At 25.7% G+C, this 19,558-nt stretch carries 20 protein-coding genes; all 20 read left to right on the top strand.

Annotated elements, in window-relative coordinates:
* The first annotated feature begins 11 nt into the window (after positions 1-11).
* Positions 12-1,934, top strand: a complete 1,923-nt coding sequence (locus h2es_RS00970; RefSeq protein ID WP_268258904.1) for a sodium:solute symporter family transporter — start codon at positions 12-14, stop codon at positions 1,932-1,934.
* Positions 1,935-2,237: 303 nt separating this feature from the next.
* The gene (dnaA, locus tag h2es_RS00975) at positions 2,238-3,593 is read left to right on the top strand and encodes a chromosomal replication initiator protein DnaA (RefSeq protein ID WP_195909941.1); all 1,356 of its coding nucleotides are present in this window, start codon (positions 2,238-2,240) and stop codon (positions 3,591-3,593) included.
* A 54-nt stretch (positions 3,594-3,647) separates the two neighbouring features.
* Positions 3,648-4,919 carry an MFS transporter gene (locus tag h2es_RS00980; RefSeq protein WP_154510576.1) on the top strand — a complete coding sequence of 424 codons (1,272 nt, stop codon included), beginning with the start codon at positions 3,648-3,650 and terminating at the stop codon, positions 4,917-4,919.
* 56 nt (positions 4,920-4,975) lie between these two features.
* Positions 4,976-5,263 (top strand): DUF2497 domain-containing protein, encoded by a 288-nt coding sequence (locus tag h2es_RS00985; RefSeq protein WP_154510578.1) that lies wholly within the window; start codon positions 4,976-4,978, stop codon positions 5,261-5,263.
* Positions 5,256-5,873, top strand: a complete 618-nt coding sequence (locus h2es_RS00990; RefSeq protein WP_154510580.1) for a hypothetical protein — start codon at positions 5,256-5,258, stop codon at positions 5,871-5,873. Before h2es_RS00985 ends, h2es_RS00990 begins: the two co-directional genes overlap by 8 nt.
* Positions 5,874-5,932: 59 nt before the next feature.
* On the top strand, positions 5,933-6,859 hold the full coding sequence (locus h2es_RS00995; RefSeq protein ID WP_154510582.1) for an ankyrin repeat domain-containing protein: 927 nt from the start codon (positions 5,933-5,935) through the stop codon (positions 6,857-6,859).
* Between the two features lie 20 nt (positions 6,860-6,879).
* Positions 6,880-8,178, top strand: coding sequence for a tRNA lysidine(34) synthetase TilS (gene tilS, locus h2es_RS01000; RefSeq protein WP_154510584.1), 1,299 nt, complete (start codon positions 6,880-6,882; stop codon positions 8,176-8,178).
* 48 nt (positions 8,179-8,226) lie between these two features.
* Positions 8,227-9,552: an RNA polymerase factor sigma-54 gene (gene rpoN / locus h2es_RS01005; RefSeq protein ID WP_154510586.1), complete on the top strand. Its 1,326-nt coding sequence runs from the start codon at positions 8,227-8,229 to the stop codon at positions 9,550-9,552.
* Positions 9,552-10,934 carry a UDP-N-acetylmuramoyl-tripeptide--D-alanyl-D-alanine ligase gene (locus h2es_RS01010; protein ID WP_154510588.1) on the top strand — a complete coding sequence of 461 codons (1,383 nt, stop codon included), beginning with the start codon at positions 9,552-9,554 and terminating at the stop codon, positions 10,932-10,934. Before rpoN ends, h2es_RS01010 begins: the two co-directional genes overlap by 1 nt.
* The gene (locus tag h2es_RS01015; protein ID WP_154510590.1) at positions 10,931-11,266 is read left to right on the top strand and encodes a HesB/IscA family protein; all 336 of its coding nucleotides are present in this window, start codon (positions 10,931-10,933) and stop codon (positions 11,264-11,266) included. The genes h2es_RS01010 and h2es_RS01015 overlap by 4 nt, the downstream gene beginning before the upstream one ends.
* A gap of 404 nt (positions 11,267-11,670) precedes the next feature.
* Positions 11,671-11,976, top strand: coding sequence for a hypothetical protein (locus h2es_RS07645; protein ID WP_230204223.1), 306 nt, complete (start codon positions 11,671-11,673; stop codon positions 11,974-11,976).
* Positions 11,961-12,434, top strand: a complete 474-nt coding sequence (locus tag h2es_RS07650; protein WP_230204224.1) for an amino acid--tRNA ligase-related protein — start codon at positions 11,961-11,963, stop codon at positions 12,432-12,434. The genes h2es_RS07645 and h2es_RS07650 overlap by 16 nt, the downstream gene beginning before the upstream one ends.
* A gap of 10 nt (positions 12,435-12,444) precedes the next feature.
* Entirely contained in the window at positions 12,445-13,083 is a 639-nt protein-coding gene (gene pyrF, locus h2es_RS01025; protein WP_154510592.1) for an orotidine-5'-phosphate decarboxylase, read from the top strand.
* Positions 13,061-13,453 (top strand): phosphoribosyltransferase, encoded by a 393-nt coding sequence (locus tag h2es_RS01030; RefSeq protein ID WP_154510594.1) that lies wholly within the window; start codon positions 13,061-13,063, stop codon positions 13,451-13,453. Before pyrF ends, h2es_RS01030 begins: the two co-directional genes overlap by 23 nt.
* Positions 13,446-14,213: a hypothetical protein gene (locus tag h2es_RS01035; protein ID WP_154510596.1), complete on the top strand. Its 768-nt coding sequence runs from the start codon at positions 13,446-13,448 to the stop codon at positions 14,211-14,213. Before h2es_RS01030 ends, h2es_RS01035 begins: the two co-directional genes overlap by 8 nt.
* Positions 14,194-15,096 carry a ribose-phosphate diphosphokinase gene (locus h2es_RS01040; protein ID WP_154510598.1) on the top strand — a complete coding sequence of 301 codons (903 nt, stop codon included), beginning with the start codon at positions 14,194-14,196 and terminating at the stop codon, positions 15,094-15,096. The genes h2es_RS01035 and h2es_RS01040 overlap by 20 nt, the downstream gene beginning before the upstream one ends.
* 25 nt (positions 15,097-15,121) lie before the next feature.
* Complete coding sequence (tkt, locus tag h2es_RS01045; RefSeq protein WP_154510600.1) at positions 15,122-17,116, top strand: transketolase; 1,995 nt, start codon at positions 15,122-15,124, stop codon at positions 17,114-17,116.
* Positions 17,117-17,119: 3 nt separating this feature from the next.
* On the top strand, positions 17,120-17,734 hold the full coding sequence (locus tag h2es_RS01050) for a ribonuclease HII (RefSeq protein WP_154510602.1): 615 nt from the start codon (positions 17,120-17,122) through the stop codon (positions 17,732-17,734).
* Positions 17,731-18,711: an endolytic transglycosylase MltG gene (mltG, locus tag h2es_RS01055; RefSeq protein ID WP_126044714.1), complete on the top strand. Its 981-nt coding sequence runs from the start codon at positions 17,731-17,733 to the stop codon at positions 18,709-18,711. Before h2es_RS01050 ends, mltG begins: the two co-directional genes overlap by 4 nt.
* 8 nt (positions 18,712-18,719) lie before the next feature.
* Positions 18,720-19,289 carry a 16S rRNA (guanine(966)-N(2))-methyltransferase RsmD gene (rsmD, locus tag h2es_RS01060; RefSeq protein ID WP_154510604.1) on the top strand — a complete coding sequence of 190 codons (570 nt, stop codon included), beginning with the start codon at positions 18,720-18,722 and terminating at the stop codon, positions 19,287-19,289.
* Positions 19,290-19,558: the final 269 nt, after the last annotated feature.

The following is a 19,558-nucleotide window of genomic DNA, read 5'->3' on the forward strand; positions in this document are numbered from 1 at the left end:
TATTTAATTATTTGTTTTGTATAACAGTTCCTTTTATGTTTTCAATTTTTGTAATTGCTTGCATAATGAAAGCAAATTATTATGGAACTGGGGAAAATATTATGCTGAAGTTTATAAGTGACTATGTTCCTGTAGGTTTAAAAGGATTTATAATAGTTGGATTATTTGCTGTTATTATGTCAACTTCAGATTCATATATTAATTCTGCAAGTGTTGCACTTACAAAAGATTTGATTAAAGTATTGTATCCAAGCTTAACAGAAAAGCAGGAGTTAAGAGTTTTACGATTTTTTATCCTTATAATATCTATAATACCTCTATTTATGCTTTCCAAAAATTTATTTGAATTAATATGGATTTTTAGAGCATGTGGAGTTTATTTAATTATTATACCTTTTTTTGCAGCACTTTATTATTTCCCAGCTAATTTGAAATCTTTTTATATAGGTATTTTTACTGGATTGATATTTATTTACCTTACTTTAAAATTTTTACCACAATATACATTGTTATATGTTTTAACTTCACAAATTGGAGTTATTATAGGTTATTTTGGTACTTATTATTTAAGTGTGGTGAAAAAATATGCAATTAAAGATTTATTTATTGAAATCTATATATTTTTTAAAATTAAGAGAAAAATTTTTAAAAGAGAATATGAAAAAATTCCATTAAAGAAGAAAATAAAAGAGATATTTACTAAGCAAGAACCGTTATATAATCGTTTTAGCATGTTTGCTCTTTGTTATTTTTTTATTTATAGTTTTTACTTAAAAGAAAATTCTCTTTCCTTACTTGTATTAACTGTAATCAGCTATTTATTAGTGTTTTCTTTGATTTTTAGGGATATTTTATTTAGTCACAGATTTAAGAAGAAAATTATAATATATTATTATTTTTTTACAGTAACATTTTGTTTACCTTTTACTGCAAGCTATATGTTTTTTAATAATGGTCATAATAGTTTTTGGGCGGTTAATGGTATTATGTCAATATTATTACTTTATCAATTTTTGAATGTTATAGGTTTTTTAATTAGTTTGACTATAGGGTTTACCTTAGGATGTATAATATTTTTTATTATAAATTTTAATAACTTTGTTTTTGATTTAGCAAATTTTGCACTCTTATTATACGTGTATTTATCTTTTATATTTATAGGACTATTTTTAATTAAAAAGAAAGAGGTAAAATTGCAAAAAAAAGAAGATGAACAACAAAAGCAACTTGAGATGACAGAGATGTTTGCTAATTTAATTTCTCATGAAATTCAATCTCCTATATCTATTGTTTATGGGTATATTCAGTTGTTAAATGAAGAATTTAATCAAGCTAAGAAAGAAGAATTTAAAGATGATTATCAGTATGATCTTACTAAAACTAGGGTAACTTCTATTGAAAAAATTGGTAAGGATATTGAAAAAATCAGCCTATATGGGTTAAATACTATTGAAATTTTACTCTCAGTTTTAAGTCAAGCCGTGAGAAGGATTCCAAAAGATATATATCCAATTAGAGATTGCATATATGAATCTGTTGAAGATTGTAAATTATTTATGCCTCATGCAGGAAATATCAATATAAAAATTAGTGAAAAATTTAATGTAAGGTGTTCTTATAATGCGCTAAAGTTTATCTTTATTAATTTGATAAAAAATACATATAATCATAATGGTGCAGATACTCGTATTGAAATTAGAACTGAAAAGGATAAACCAGGTACTATATTTTTTATTGACTATGGAAAAGGTATAGATGAAAAAAATATAAAAATGATATTTAATAAATATTTTAACAATAGCGAAAGTGGTACTGGCTTAGGGCTTGCATACTGTAAGCTTATAATGGAGGATTTAAATGGTTCAATAAATTGTTATTCATCTATTAATAAGTATACAGTATTTACTTTAAAATTTCCTTATCTATACAATTAAATACATAATAATAAGTTAAAAATAAAGATTTAATTAAGTAGGAATTGTAGGCATTTTTTACTTTATTTAAAAAGTTTTGCTCTTAAAGTAATGTTATATCTATGGGTCAAAATATCTGCATTAAGATAAGTCAACAAATTTTTTTAAAAAAATGCAATTAAATTTCTTTACGAAACAATAAAAATAGTTCAAATATACAGTTAATAAATTTATACATAGATTTTTTAAAAAACCTCTTTAGGAGCAATGGATACTTTTAACTAATTTTAAAAATTTGATATTATTATGGAGCATATAAATAGATTGATTTCTAAATCACACATTAGTGAAAAATATGGGGAAGAGCTATGGGGTGTTGTTTTTTCTAATTTAAAAAATATTGTTAAAGCTGATCAACTTGATGTTTGGTTTTCTAAGGTCAAATTTGTAAAATTAGAAAAGGGAACAATTACAATATCAGTTCAAAATAATTTTATTAGAGAATGGATTATTAATAATTATTTTTTAATTATAAAAAAAGAAGTTTATAAAATAGATCAACAAATCAATAAGCTTTCTATAATTGTTGACGAAGAAAATAATATCGATTCTAGTGAGTCAGTAAATAGAAATGTATTTTTAGTTCAAGATGTCTTTTCTAAATTAAATCCTAAATATATTTTTGAAAATTATGTTGTTGGAGATGCAAATTTTTTAGCATATAAAATTTGTTATGATATTGCTTCTAAAAGTACTTCATATAAACATAGCAATATTTATTATATTCATTCTCATGTAGGTATGGGGAAAACTCATTTGCTTCAATCAATATCAAATCATATTCTTAGCAATAATAAAAAAACCAAAGTCGGTTATTTAAGTGCAGAAAAATTTATGCATAATTTTGTTAATGCAGTTAAAAATAATACATTATTTGAACTTAGGAGTTTAATTAATAATATAGATATTTTTTTAATCGATGACATACAGTTTATTTGTGGCAAAAAAAGCACTCAAAAGGAATTTTCATTAATTTTAAATTCTTTGATTGAATTAGGTAAAATAGTAATAATAGCTTCAAGTATTGCTCCTCATTTATTGGAGTTATCTAATTTAAAAACAAAATCTCTTTTAATTTCTAGTAATACAATTCATATAGGTAATTTTGATCAGCCTTTGAGATTAAAAATTTTAGAATTTTATAATAGCAAGAATGGTGTAAAATTTGAAAAAGAAATTTTACACTTAATTTCTGAAAAAGTGACTACTAATGTAAGAGAATTAGAAGCATCTTTAAACAATCTTTCAACATATTTAACTGTTTCATCTCAAGAACCATCTTTAGATAATATATTATTATATATTCAAAATTATATGAAAACATCTGAAAAGATAGTGACAATTGATTATATAACAAAAGCAGTAGCCAAATATTATAGACTGTCAAAACCTGATATATTATCAAAAAAAAGAAATCAAAAATTGGTTCTAGCTAGGCAAATTATATCTTTCCTTGCAAAGGAACTTACTTCTAAAAGTTTAAAGGTAATTGGCAATAAATTAGGAGATAGAGATCATTCTACGGTATTATATTATTTAGGAAAATTTAATAAAAAAATAAGCAATAATCCTGAATTAAAGAAAGAAGTTGAAGTAATTAAAAATTCTCTAGCTGTTTAGCTTAGTTTTCTGATATACTTACGGATAGAAGTATAATACCAAATATAGAAATATATGTTTAATGTTGTGAGGTTAAAGGAAATTTTTCTTTCCATAGGGTTGCTACTTTTAAGTACTGCTCTTTTAATATCTGGTTCAGGGTTAATGAATACACTGGTATCGTTAAAATTCAAAATTGCGGGAAAATCAGAGTTATTAATTGGGTGCATAGCTGCTATGTATTTTTCAGGTATGTTATTTGGTTCTCTTAAAATTTCCAAATTAATAAAAATAGTGGGTTATGTTAAATCTTTCTCAACATTAGCATCAATAATGGCTATTACTAGCATCCTACCAGGTATGAATGATAATATTATTGTGTTTTTTATATGTAGATTTATCCAAGGTGCATGTATTGCTGGATTATATATAGTGGTTGAGAGTTGGATTTTATGTTCATCATCTGAAAATAATAGAGGTAAAACATTAGCTATGTATATGATAGTGTTATATAGTTCCTATTCTATGGGCCAGTTCTTTTTATCTGAAGCCACTATATCTACAATATTGCCTTTTTGTATTTCCACTATTTTAATAATAGCTTCAATAATTCCTTTATCAAGTTTTCCTGTAACGCCACCTTTACTTGAGGAACACGATAGTATTTCATTAAAGAAAATCTATCATGCCTCAAAGGCTGGGTTTATAGGATGCTTTATTTCTGGTATGATTATTTCTAGCATTTTTTCTATACTTCCATTGTATGTAGAAGAAATAGCAGATAATACACAATTTATAGCTTTTGCAATGGCAATTACTTTTTTATCTGGTGTTTTGATGCAGTATCCGTTGGGAAATTTTTCTGATAAAATGGATAGGAGAAAAGTTCAAATAATGCTAAATATAATGTATAGCATTTTTTTATTAATTTTTGCTGTATTAGAGTATTTCAAGTTGGTTAATTACTATGTGTTAATTTTTATAGTGATTATAATTGGAATATTCTCATTTACTATTTATCCAGTTAGTATGAATTTGGTTTGTGATCATTTGAAAAGATCAGAAATTATTCGTGGAACAGAAGGATTAACTATATCTTTTGGTGTAGGATCAATTATTGGTCCAATTTATTCTTCATTTTCTATTAAGTTGTTTGGATTTTATGGTTACCCAATTTCATATGTAATTTTAACAATTTTTCTTTCTTGTTTTAGTGTATTTAGCTTAGATAAAAATAAGAGTAAAAAACAAATACCAATAAGTGAAATAATTACTCCTTTAGTTCCATATAATCAAATTGATTTTGACTCAATACAGTTGAATTCAAAATCTAAAGATAAAAAGTAGACTAATAGTATCAATACTGCTAATAATTAGTATACTAAACTTATATTGCATAGAAATTGCCTAAAAATAAAAGTATTTCGCAAGAGTTAGATTTATTGAAAAACGATTTAATTGATAAAAAGCTAAAAGATGTTAATTTTGATACTTTAGATCTAACAGATGTTGTGGATGAAGTTGATAATGATCAATTAAATTATTTATCGAATAAAGATAAAGCAATTGAAGAATTAGTCAAAGAAGTATTAAAACCGGAGTTAAAGAAGTGGTTAAATAAGAATTTGCCAGTTATTGTTAGAGAATTGGTGGAAAAAGAAATTAAAAAAATTATCCCAAAAAATGAGTAGAGTAAATTTCATATTTATTTTAAGTTTTATATTTTTCAATTTTAGTTTTAATAATGTTTTTGCTTCTTCGGAGTTTTCAAATGATTTTATTGAGCAAGCTAAAAAATTGGGTATAACTATTGATAAAAAATCCATTCAAAATAAAACTTCAAATAACAAAAATATAAAAATTTTAGATAATAAAAATTTTCCAAGTACTAATGTACAATCATTACCAGAGGTGCCAAAGCCAGAAGATAGTAAGCAAGTGAAGCTACCAGAAGTGCCAAAGTCACAGGATAGTAAGCAAGTGAAGCTACCAGAAATGCCAAAGTCACAAGATAGTAAGCAAGTGAAGCTACCAGAGGTATCGAAGCCAGAAGATAGTAAGCAAGTGAAGCTACCAGAAGTACCTAAGCCACAGGAAAACAAGCAAGTGAAGTTACCAGAAGTATCAAAAAGTAAAATTAATAAAAAAGAAAAATTACAGCAAAACAAAAATACTATTAAAAGTAATAAAAAGTTAAATCAAAAAACTCATTTAAAAAATAGTAAAAGCAATATTACTAAAAATGATCAAGTTAATTTAGTGAAAAAAAGGTTGTTCCTAAAAAAAATAATAAATCAATAAGTTATTTTCCAGCGCCTGAGGAATTTATTGATAATAATGATTTTAATGAAAAAAATTATATGAGAAGAAAGCCATATAATTATGACATCAAACCTCCTAAATATCTTCTTGATCTTCAAAAAAAAGGTATTAAAACAAATATTCCTAAATTTATGTTTAAAGATGAACTTTCTAAATTATTGTTTGTTGCTGTTAATGACCAGAATATAGGGGCAATAAAAGGTCTATTGTTAAAAGGTGCTAATATCAATGCACAAAATAAAAGTAATGAGTATACACCTTTGATGTACGCTGTAGAAAATAGTAAAACAAATTCTTTAAGATACTTGCTTATAAGAGGAGCTAATCCTAATTTTGTTACTTCAAATAAAATGTCTGCACTCCACTTAGCAGCCATTATGAATAATTTAAAAGCAGTTAGAGTATTATTAGGATCTGATGTTAATATGTTTTTACAAGATAAATATAATAAAACATTTTTTGATTACGTACAGGATGAATATAAAAATATTGTGATTAGTGATATATTTGATACAAGGAAAGATGCTGACAAAGCACTTATTGATTTTTGTACTTTAAGATCATTGGAGGGTATGAAATTTGCAATTCAAAATAATGCTAATGTAAATGCACAAAATAATAACGGTGATACTCCTTTGATATTAGCAGTTAGATATAATAATCCCAAACTCGTAATTTATTTATTAAGCATTGGGGCTGATCAATCAATTAAGAATAAATATAAAGGTGATGCAAGGGCTGTTGCTATACAAAATAAATATAGTAAAATTTTAAATATACTAGAGACTATAAAATTTAATAAAGATCTATATACTTTGGGTTTATCTAAGAATATGCTTCATTATAAATTTACTGATTCAGAGCAAAAGCAGATAAATAGAAATAATGAAGAAATAAAAATAAAAAATTTTAATGAATATCCTTCACAAGGAGTATTAGGTGTTATATCTAATAAATCAAAGTAATAATATATGTTTATTTTATAGTGGAATTAAATTTTCATAATTTTGAACAACATTTAGTTAAAAATTTTTGTATATCTAAATTAAAAACAGTTGCTATTGCAGTGTCTGGTGGTGTGGACAGTATGTGTTTGGCTTTTTTATTAAATAAAATTTGCAAACGAAATAATATTATTTTCACAGCAATTACTGTAGATCATAAATTAAGAAAAGATTCTACTTTTGAAGCTAATGAAGTTGCTAGATATTTAAAGAATCAACATATAAATCATGTTATATTGACTTGGCAACATGAAATAATAAAATCTGATATTCAAAATAAAGCAAGACAAGCTCGTTATAAGTTAATTTGTGATTACTGTAAGGATCATAATATAGAGAATTTATTTGTTGCGCATACTTATGATGACCAAGCTGAAACAGTTTTCTTAAGGATTTTAAGAGGTAGTGGGATAGATGGAATTAGTGGCATTGAATTTAAAACTAAAATAAATGAAATTAATATTATACGTCCATTTTTACAATTCAGGAAAAGTCAAATTTTAAGTTTTATGATAGACCAAAATATATTTTGGTTAGAAGATAAATCAAATAAAGAAGTAAAATTTGATAGGGTGAAGGTAAGAAATTTAATTTCTGAATGCGATAAAGATTTTAAATTTACTCAAAGGTTAAATTTATTATCAGAGAATGCTAGAAGAGCTAGAAATTTTTTTGAAAGCTATCTAAAAGAAATCTTTGAAAAATATTGTACTATTGGTGATTTAGGATTTATTTCTATTAGTAAGACTAATTTTATTGATCAACATGAAGAAATCAAACTTAGATTAATCAATTATATAATAAAATATGTTAAGAATGATTTTAATCACTATCCAATTAGAATTGAACAATTAAAGTATATATCAGGAAATTTAAATAATTTAGATCAACAAAAATTTACTATAAATGGCTGTATAATATTGCTTAATCAAGGTGTAATTTATTTTTATAAAGAGCCAAAATTTATTGAGTCAATAAAAATATTAAAAAAAGGCAAAAGTATTTGGGATGGTAGATATATAATAGAAACTGATTCAGAAAACCTGGAGATTTGTAAATTAACTAAGGAGAAATGGTCTGAAATTAGACCAAAAAATTATACTCACAGTGTTCCTGGAGATATGATATTTTCAACGCCAATAATATTTTCAAAATCTAAAAATTTATATATTTTGCCCTTATCTAATATTATTTATTCATTAAATAATAACAACAGCCATAATTTGCAAATAACAGTTACTCATATATTGTCAGAAACATGTTTTGAAATTAATTATTAAAAATGTCATAATGTTGATGACTACTCATGTAATAATTAATACTAAGAAGTGCTAGGACAAAAACAGGTTCAAAAAATATCTCAAAAGCTTGCATTATCTAAAAATATGCAACAATCCATTAATATTCTTAGTATGCATACAATTGGCTTAAAAGATTTTATAGAAAAAGAAATCATTGAAAATCCATTTCTTGAAACTGAGGAAGTCGATTTTGTAAATAATGAAGAAAGTTATAAGAATTTACAAAGTACTACTGATAATAATTATAATCAAGATGAAGTCTTTTCAAAATTAGTAGATAAAACATTAACTCTTAAAGAACATTTAATTAATCAAATAAATTTAACATTTCAAGATGATAATGAAAAATTCATTGCTTATTATGTTACTGATATGCTAGATGATAATGGTTATTTTAGAGGTTTAGATGAGAATATAGCTCAGGAATTAAAAATATCTTTAACAAAGTTTAACTCTATAATGAATATTTTAAAAACTTTCGATCCAATTGGTGTATATTCGCAAAATCTTGAAGAATGCTTGAAATTACAGGCGATTGAAAAAAATATTTTTAATTCAAAATTTAAAAAAATCTTAGAGAATTTGAATTTAGTTGCTAAGTTAGATTTTAAATCCTTAAAAAAAGAGTGTGAAATTTCTGAGGAGGAGTTAAGAGAATTAATTTCAAAATTAAAAAAATTAAATCCAAAACCTGGTAGAGATTTTTTAACAAATAACTCTCAAATTATATTACCAGAAATTATCATTAAGGGTAATAAAGATCAGGGATTTTATCCAATTATAAATGATAAAGCAGTTCCTAATTGTTTTTATCAAAATAATATAGATAATAAAAATTTAAAGCCAAATGAAAAATCATTTTGTTCAAAAAATAAAAGAACAGCAATAGAAGTAGTTACTGCTTTAACAAAGAGGAAAAAGTTGTTATTAAATTTTGCTGATAAGATATTAGAGCTACAATATGAGTTTTTTGCAAATGGTGTTAATTTTTTAAAACCCTTAGTTGTTTCAGATTTAGCAAAAAAATTAGAAGTTAATGAAAGTACTATAAGTAGAATTGGAAATAAATATATTGAGACACCACATGGTGTGTTTGAGATTAAATTTTTCTTTTCTTCTAAAATAAAATCTGAATTAACAGAAAATCACCATTCTAGTATATCAGTTAAAAATACAATAAAAGATATTATATGTAATGAAGAAAAAATTTTATCTGATCTAGATATAAGTAATATACTAAGTCAAAAATATAGCATATCTATTTCACGAAGAACTGTAACTAAGTATAGAGAGTTTATGAAAATACCAACTTCAGCAATAAGGAAAAGATTAAAAAAGATGGGAGCAAGTTAATGAAAAATGTTTTATGGAGTAAAAAAGAACTTGAGGATGCTTTGAATTGTAAAGAAATTAATTATTTTTCAGATGTTACTGGCGCATCAATTGATACCAGGACTATTAAAAAAGGTGATATGTTTATTGCATTATCTAGTGAAAATTTTAATGGTAATGAGTTTATTGATATTGCTTTTCAAAATGGAGCAAGTTTATGTTTTACAGACGATATAGAAAAAGTAAGCCAAGCTAATAGAAATAAAGTGATAAGGGTGGATGAAGTTGCAAAAGCATTAAATACTCTTGCAAAATATCGTAGGCAATCAATTAATGGTAAAGTTATTGGAATTACAGGAAGTGTAGGTAAGACAAGTACGAAAGAAATGCTTAAATTAGCTTTATCAAATTGTGGCAAAACATTTGCTAGTACAAAAAATTTTAATAATCATTATGGATTGCCGTTATCAATTATAAATTGTCCTAGAGATGTTGATTTTTGTGTATTGGAATTAGGTATGAGCAATAAAGGAGAGATTTTAAATCTTACTAAAATAGCAAAGCCTAACATATCGATTATTACTAATATACATCCAGTGCATCTTGAATTTTTTGCTTCAACTGAAGATATTGCATATGCAAAATCAGAAATTTTTGAAAATATGCAGCAGCCTGGATTTGCTATTTTAAATGAAGGATCTTTGCATTTTAATATTCAATTAAAGCAGGCTAAAAAATTTGGATTAGAAATTTTTACATTTGGAAAAGATGATAAATCGATTTGTTATATAAATGATATAATTTATGATCAAAATGTTAAGAGAGTAAAGATCAAATATTTTAATCAAGATTATGAACAAAATTTTGATAAAAGTGTTGGAGATCACTTAATATATAATTCTTTAGCAATATTTATTTGTGCTAATGTTTTAAATGTTGATTTAACTGAGATACAAAAGGCTCTTATAAATTTTAAACCTCAATCAGGACGCGGAGCAGTGATAAATCTATCGCATTGTATTAAGCTTATTGATGAATCATATAATTCAAGCCCTGAAGCACTTTCATCAGCAGTCAAAAATGCAGTATCTTTAAAAAAAACTAATGGAAGAATTTTAGCAATATTAGGTGATATGAAAGAGCTAGGTGCAAAAGAAGTAGAATTTCATAAAAATATCAATATTGATGGAATAGATAAAGTATTTTGTGTAGGAAAGTTAATGAAAAATTTATATGATAATGCTGCTAAAGAAGTAAAAGGTGCTTATGAAGAAAATTCAGAGAAAATGTCAAAAATTATTAATGATTATATAAAAGAAAATGATATAATATTAGTTAAGGGGTCGCTAAGTATGCAAATGAAATCAATAGTTGATTCAATAAAAAATAAATGGACAAAATGAATAAAAATATAATTTCAATTACAGATTCTGCAGCAGAGCATATAAAAAGTCTTTTAAAAAAAGACAATAAAAAACCAATTGGTATAGGGGTTAATATTGAATCTGGTGGTTGTTCAGGTAGTAAGTATAAATTTGAATATGTTTATAAAAAAAAGGAATTAGATGAAGAAATAGTAGATAAAGGAGTGAGTGTTTTTGTTAACCCAAGTACAGTATTAAAAATTTTTGGAACAAAATTAGATTACGTAGATGAGAAGATAAAATCGGGTTTTGTTTTTATCAATCCTAATGAAAAGGGAAAGTGTGGATGTGGTGACTCTGTTTTATTGTAATTACCATATTAATCTATAGTTAAGAAATGAATGCATAAATTGAAAAATTAAAGTTGATGTAGTGATTTAATGATTCAATCTTGAGAAATAATTCTAATATGAAGAATTAAAAATGATTATTGATGAACTTAAATTTTATAGAAATAATACTTCAATATACCAAAGTTTAGGAGCAATATTTCAATATATAAGAAGAAAAAGATAAATGATTACTTATAAAAATATTAAATTTAATATTGACAAGTTATTTTTAATTTATATATTGGCTCATTAGGTAAAAACAAAAATAGGTAATAATGATAGCAAATCCACTTACGTACTCGCAGGACTTTTATGATCGAACTGATCTGGTTATATCAGCATCAAGCTTTCAAAAGACCTTAATTTTATTAAGGTCTTTTTTTTTGGGCAAAAATTTTATTGAGACACATACTCAAAGTAGATTAAGCATACTTGCAGCATGTGAAGATCCAAAAACAATACAAACATTTCACTATCAAGGTCAAGACTGGCCTTTGCCACAAACTGGTCAGATGTGGCTTGAATATGAACTGCTTAGCAAACCAGATGTAGCTGGATATTTTTGTCTCTCAACATCTTATAGAAGTGAGCCAAATCCTATTCCTGGCAGACACAAGACTATTTTTCCTATGTTTGAGTTTGAATCTCATGGAAATTTTGAAGATTTAAAAAAATGGAAAAGGAATTAATTGCTCATTTAGGGCTTCAGGATATTGATAAAATTCCTGAAAAAAAATATTTAGATATGGCAAAAGAATATGACACAGATGAGATAAAAAATGAGCATGAAGCTATGATGCTTGAGGAATTTGGTCCAGCACTTTTACTAACACATTTTCCACTTGCAACAAGTCCATTTTGGAATATGCAGATGATTGGTGATATCGCAAATAAAATTGACGTTATTATTGAAGGTCAAGAAACAATAGGGAGCGCTGAAAGGTCCACTGATCCTGAAAAGATGTATGAGATTTTTCATACAATTAGTAATGGTGAATATGCTAAATTATTATATAACAAATTTGGTGAGGACAGAATAAAATATGAATTAGAAAGTTTTTTAAAGCAAAAATTTTTCCCTAGATTTGGTGGAGGCATTGGAGTAACAAGGCTTGCTAGAGCTTTGGAAATTAATAATATTATATAATTATAGTCAAATGTCTTTAATTTTATCTTTAGATTTAAAAAATATTGAGAAGGCAAATTATATAATTAGTCAAACTCACCAATATTTAAGTTTCATTAAAATTGGTCATGTAGCACTTTCAAATTTGGATGTTTCAAAGCTTAATACTTTTGATATTCCAATAATGCTTGATTTAAAGTTTTTTGATATTACATCAACTGTGGAAAAAGCAATTTTAGGATATTCAACTAAGATTGAAAATCTTAAAATATTTACTATTTCTGCAGCATGTCAGGATGAGACTATTAAAATGTCTTTAAAATCTTCATTTAAACCCTTTTTTGTGTTGCATTTATCAAGTGATATAGTGGATATAGATAAGTCTAAGATAATAAAAAGATTAGAGGAAATAATAAATCTAGGAGGTCAAAATTTCATTTGTCCTCCTTTTTTAATTAAAGATTTTAGGGAAAATTTTAAAGATAAAATTAATCTTGCTACACCAGGTGTAAGAAATGATCATGTAAATGATGATCACTCAAGTACAGTGAGTGCATCTAAAGCAAAAGAACTTAGGACTAATCATATAATTGTGGGAAGGCCAATATATAATTCAAATGAACCAAAAAATATTGCTAAGGAGTATTATGAACAATTTATTTCAACATAAAAAATTTACACTGCATTCAGGAGGTGTTTCTAATTTTAAGATTGAATGCGATGCAATTACAGAAGAGGATTATAAAACTCTGGCTAAAATTATATCTAAGAAATATAAATTTAAAGAAGTTTATGGTGTGCCAAGAGGTGGGGTGCCTTTTGAAAATGCGTTAAAAGAATTTAAATCAAATGATAATAATAATCTGTTGATTGTTGATGATGTTTTGACTACTGGAAATTCAATGCAAGAAGCTAAAATAAAATTTCAAGATAAACAATATGATAACGTATTTGGAGTTGTTGTATTTTCGAGAGGAGATTCGCCAAACTGGATTAAGTGTGTGTTTCAATTAGATAAGTTTTTTAGGGAAAATGTTTAAAAATCTTATTATATCTCCACCATTTGGAAATATAGTTAATTTTGATTTTGCAACATCAATATGTGGCACTTATACTGCACACAAAAGGGATGGTATGGTTTGTAGATATTTGAAAACATTAAGGCCAATATGCAAAAATAATAAATTGAGTTGGGTAAATTCAATAGGATTGAGAAACCCAGGTATTAAAAATATAAATTTATCAAGAATTAAACAAAAAATACTTTCAATTTCACTTATAAATGAAGAAGATATGGTAAGATTTTTTGAAGTATTGAAAAATTATATCATTAATCAAAATGTAAATTTAAATGCCATAGAAATTAATATTAGTTGTCCTAATGCGAAGATTGGGCTTATAACTAATGATGAAATTGCCTTATTAAAAAGTTTGGGCTTAGAGGTAATAATAAAAGTTCCTCCTATTAAAAGATATTTACATATCATAGAATTTTATAAAAATAGTGATATTAAATATTTTCATTTATTTAATTCATTTCCTTGTAGTAAAGGAGGATTATCTGGTGTGGTGATTAAAAGACTATATTTTAAATTAATAAAAAGGGCGAAAGAAAGTTTTGGTGAATCAATAGAAATTATTGCTGGAGGTGGTATTCAATCTATCTATGATATTATAGATTATAGGGATATAGGAGTAAACTATTATTCTATTTCTAGTTTATTTTTTCATCCAATGAAATTTATTAAATTTTTCAATGATTATAAAAATATAGAATATTATGAAAATACTGCATTGTAATAACACAATAAAGTTAGCTAAAAAGATATCAACTCAAGTCAATATAGATATCATAAATAGTGACATTAATAAATTTAGTGATGGGGAATTAAGTATTAAAATAAACGATGATTTATATCAAGAAGATGTGTTGGTAATACATGAGTTATACCCAGATGTTAATGAAAATCTCATACAGTTATTGTTTATGATAAATGCCTCAAAAAAAAGAGGTGCTAAGAGGGTGCATGCAATTATACCATATTTTGCATATAGTAGAATGGATCATAAAAAAATTGACCAGGATTTTATTTCAGCCTCATGTATTGCTTCATTACTTGAAGCTGCAGGTATTGATACACTTATAACAATTGATTTACATTCAAGTCAAATAGAGGGTTTTTTTAGAATTCCAGTTAAGAATATTTCTATGTTTGAATTATTTAAAAATAATTTTTCTAATCAAAATCAAGGAAATAGTATCATAGTATCTCCAGATATTGGTGGAAAGATAAGAAGTAGTAGTATTAGCAAATTTTTAAATATTCCACTTGCTGTTATATACAAACAAAGAGATGAAAAAAATAATGTAACAATGAGTGGTGTAATGGGTGATGTAAAGGACAAGCATTGTATATTAGTTGACGATATTATTGGAAGTGGACAAACAATTATTAAGGCCATTGATACCTTGAAACATTTAAATGCTAAGAGCATTGAAGTTGTAGTTACTCATAATTTAATTGGAAATGAAAATCCTAATTTAGATAAAATTTTAAAAAGTATTGACCAATTCAGTGTTTCTAATACTATACGAGTTAATAATAAAAATTTATATTTACCTAACGTGAAAGTTATTGATATCAGTGATTCAATAATTAACTGCATAAAACTATATTTTTAAGTCTTAAATAAATTTGTAACAGTTAATGAAAAAAAATATTATACAACAGGATTTACATAATAAGTTATCAAATGCTCTGAGGATTCTTTCAATAGAAATGGTTGAAGAAGCAAAATCAGGTCATCCAGGGATGCCGATGGGTTTTGCAGATGTTGCTACAGTTTTATTTCAATATTTTCTTAAATTTAATCCAAATGATCCAATATGGGCAAACAGAGATAGATTAATATTGTCTGCGGGTCATGGTTCAGCGTTACTTTATAGTTTGTTATTTTTAACAGGATATAATGGATATAAATTATCGGATTTGAAAAAATTTAGAAAAATTGGTTCAATTACTCCTGGTCATCCTGAATATGATCCAAAATTAGGCATTGAAACTACAACTGGTCCATTAGGGCAGGGTTTAGCTAATGGTATTGGAATGGCAATATCAGAAAAAAAATTGAAATCTAAATTAAGTGGAGTAATAAATCATAAAATATATATAGTGGTTGGAGACGGTTGTTTGATGGAAGGAATTTCTCATGAAGCAATGTCATTAGCAGGACATTTAGGTTTGAATAATATTGTAGTATTATTTGATGATAATAAAATATCTATTGATGGTCCCACATCTCTTGCTGTTTCTGATATGACTTTAGCTAGGATATCTTCATATAATTGGAATGTTATTTCAGTTGATGGGCATAGCCCAAATGCAATATGGAAGGCTTTAGATTCTGCTCAAAAAAGTGATAAGCCGTTGTTTATAGCGTGTAAGACAAAAATTGGATATGGCTCACCTAATTTTGAAAATTCTGAAGAATCTCATGGTAAATGTCTAGGGATGGAAGAAATAAATTTAATTAAGAAAAAGTTAAATTGGACATATGATAATTTTGTAATCCCTGATCCAATCTTAAAAATTTGGAGAAATTTTTATAAAAGAAATTTAGATGAATATTTAGATTGGGAAAATAACTGTAAAAAAAGTTATTTAGAATATCACCAGAATAACGATAATTTAAATATTGTTATGAGTGATATTAAAAAATTTAAAAAAGATTTAGATACTTTTCATAATTTAGAAGCAACCAGAAAAAGTTCTAATAAAATTATTAATATAGTCTGTGATAAAAGTGATAATTATATTGGTGGTTCTGCCGATTTATCTGGTTCAAATGGAACGAAATCTAATAATTATAAAATTATATCTAAAGATGATTTTACTGGAAATTATATACATTATGGAGTTAGAGAACATGCAATGGTTGCTATTATGAATGGGATTAATATTCATGATAAATTTAAATCATTTGGTGGAACGTTTTTAGTATTCTCTGATTATTTAAGACCATCTATACGACTAGCTTCTTTAATGAAATTGCCAATAATATTGGTATTTACACATGATTCTATTGGTGTTGGGGAAGATGGTCCAACTCATCAGCCTGTTGAGCATTTGTCATCTCTTAGAGCTATTCCAAATTTGAATGTGTTTAGACCTGCAGATTCAATAGAAACAGCAGAGTGCTGGGAGTTGATGATGAAGCAAGCTAGTACTCCTTCAGCAGTATGTTTAAGTAGGCAAAATTTACCACAACTTAGAAATAAAATTACTATAAATAATGAGAAAAATTTAGTTGGATTTGGTGCATATATTTTATATCAATCTAGAGAAGCTAACTCTATATCTATTTTTGCTAGTGGTTCAGAGTTATCAATAGCTATGGATGTTGCAAAGAATTTAGAAAAAAAGCAAATTGGTTGCAAAGTTATTTCTGTTCCATGCCAAGAGATATTTTGGGAACAAAGTTTAGAATATCAAATGGCTATACTTTGTAATAATACTTTAAAAATTGCAATTGAGGCTGGTAATGATCAATCTTGGTCTAAGTTTATTGGTCCTCATGGAGCTTTTTTTGGAGTAGAAAATTTTGGTAAATCAGGAAAAAATAGTGATGTATATAGTCATTTTGGATTAACTGTTGAAAAAATTACTAAAAAGATTTTAAAAATTATTAATCCAGCTAATTAAAATATGCTAAATAAAGTAAATTTAAAGCCAGATTTTTCATATGAAAAAAGGATAGGAGGAGTAATACTTGGTATAGATGAAGTTGGTAGAGGATGTGTTGCAGGGCCAGTAGTAGCAGCAGGAGTTATTTTAGATGATAATATAGATATTTCTCAAATAAATGATTCAAAAAAAATAAGCCCTATTAAAAGAGAGATACTTTGTAATTATCTAAAGAATAATTGTAAATATATTATAAAATCTAGTAGTGTTGAGGAAATTGAAAAAATAAATATATTACAAGCTTCATTACTTGCAATGAGGAGAATTATAAATGAAATGAAAAATAAATTTGACCATATTATTGTTGATGGAAATATAAGTCCAGATACATCGATTAATAATTTAACCACTATTATAGGAGGTGATTCTAAATCATTGTCAATTGCTGCTGCATCAATAATAGCTAAAGTTACTAGAGATAAGATAATGAAAGATTTAGATAAGGAAAATCCAGGATATTTTTGGGATAAAAATAAAGGTTACGGTACTCAACAGCATATTGAGGCAATAAAGAAAATAGGAATTACTCGCCACCATAGAAAAAGCTTTTTAAGTAAAATAATAACTTGTAAATGAAAATTTCTAAAAAGCTATATATATCAGCTCTGGTAGCTATTTTAATAAAAATAGGGTTTGTTTTTTATGTGTATACAAATCTTTATAATAAAACAATTACACAAGATAATATCACTATTATTATTCCAAAAAACTGTTCTATTAGATGTGCTTCAGATATTTTTTATAGAAATAATCTTGTAAGTAATAAATTTTTTTTTATAACCTATGCTAGGATTTTTGAGTTATTAGGTAAAAGAATTATTGCTGGAGAATACTATATACCGATACATTCAAATTTTGAGAAAGCATTTGATATAATTATTAAAGGTGATGTTATAAAACATACAGTAACTATCCCTGAAGGATTGACAAATATTCAAGTTACTAAAATATTAAAAAGTATCTATGGTGTTATTAATGATAATGATTCGCTTCAAATTTATAAAGAAGGTACGTTATATCCAAATACTTATGAATATTTGTATGGTACAAAAATTAGCTATTTATTATATAAAATGAATTTAGATTTACAAAATTTGCTTGAAGAAGAATGGAGTAAAAGAAATATTGAGGCTACAAAAGAATTAAAAAATAAGAATGATGCTTTGATTTTAGCATCTATTGTTGAAAAAGAAGCAAAATTTGATGATGAAAAGCCTCATATTGCAAGTGTATATTTAAATAGATTAAAAAAAAGAATGCCTTTACAAGCTGATCCAACAGTTATTTATGGTATTTCAAAATGGGAGGATTTTAATAGAAAGGTTACATATGATGATCTTAAAACGCAATCTCCATATAATACTTATTTAAATTTAGGATTGCCTCCAACCCCTATATGTAACTCTGGAAAATCTTCAATAAAAGCAGTACTCAATCCAATTAAAAGTGATGATATTTATTTTGTGGCTGATAACTCTGGAAAACATGTATTTGCAAATAATTACAAACAACATTTGAAAAATATTAGAAATATTAGAAAAAATAATAAATAACTATATTTATGAGAGTCATTGCTGGAAAATATAAAAACAAAAAAATAGTAAGTAGCTTAAAAGGACTAAATGTTGATATCAAACCAACAACTTCAAAAGTTAAAGAATCAGTTTTTAATATTGTTAACAGTTATTTTGTTAAAAATTGCATTGATATAGATAAATCTTCATTTTTGGATTTATGTTGTGGAAGTGGTGCAGTTGGTATAGAAGCAATTTCAAGGGGATTTAAACAGATATATTTTATAGATAGAAATAATCAAAGTTTAGAGGTTACTAACTTTAATTTACAAAATTTAAAAAGTAATAATGAAAATTGGATTGTGATAAAATCAAGTTTTAATGATTTGCAAATTGAATGCGAAATTGTTTTTGATATAATATATCTTGACCCCCCATATAATATATTTATCACTCAAGAGGTATTGGAGAGTATTGCTAGTTATATGTATTTGAATTCATTATTAATAATTGAAACATCAAGAGAAATTAATCCGGCATTATTAATAGGATATGATATAATTTCTATTAAAAAATACGGGAAAAGTTTTATTTCTATTATAAAGCTTAAAGGATAATAATAATTATTAAATTTATCAAAACAGGGTGAGATAATATCTTAAAAGTTATAGTTAATTATCTAGTTATACTAGTTGGTGAATTTTGACGTTCTTGTAATAATTTTTCAGCAAACGTTTGTGTTTTATGTGTCAATGACCTTTTTTGTTTTACACCTAAAATCTCTAAAAAATTTTTAATCTTATTTATTACTAATCCGAACTGCAGATAAGAAATAAGAAATTTATAGCAAATTTTATAATAATGAAGAAGAGTATATCTCAAGAGT

The organism is Rickettsiales endosymbiont of Trichoplax sp. H2, assembly GCF_009690945.1.
GTDB lineage: Bacteria > Pseudomonadota > Alphaproteobacteria > Rickettsiales > Midichloriaceae > Aquirickettsia > Aquirickettsia rohweri.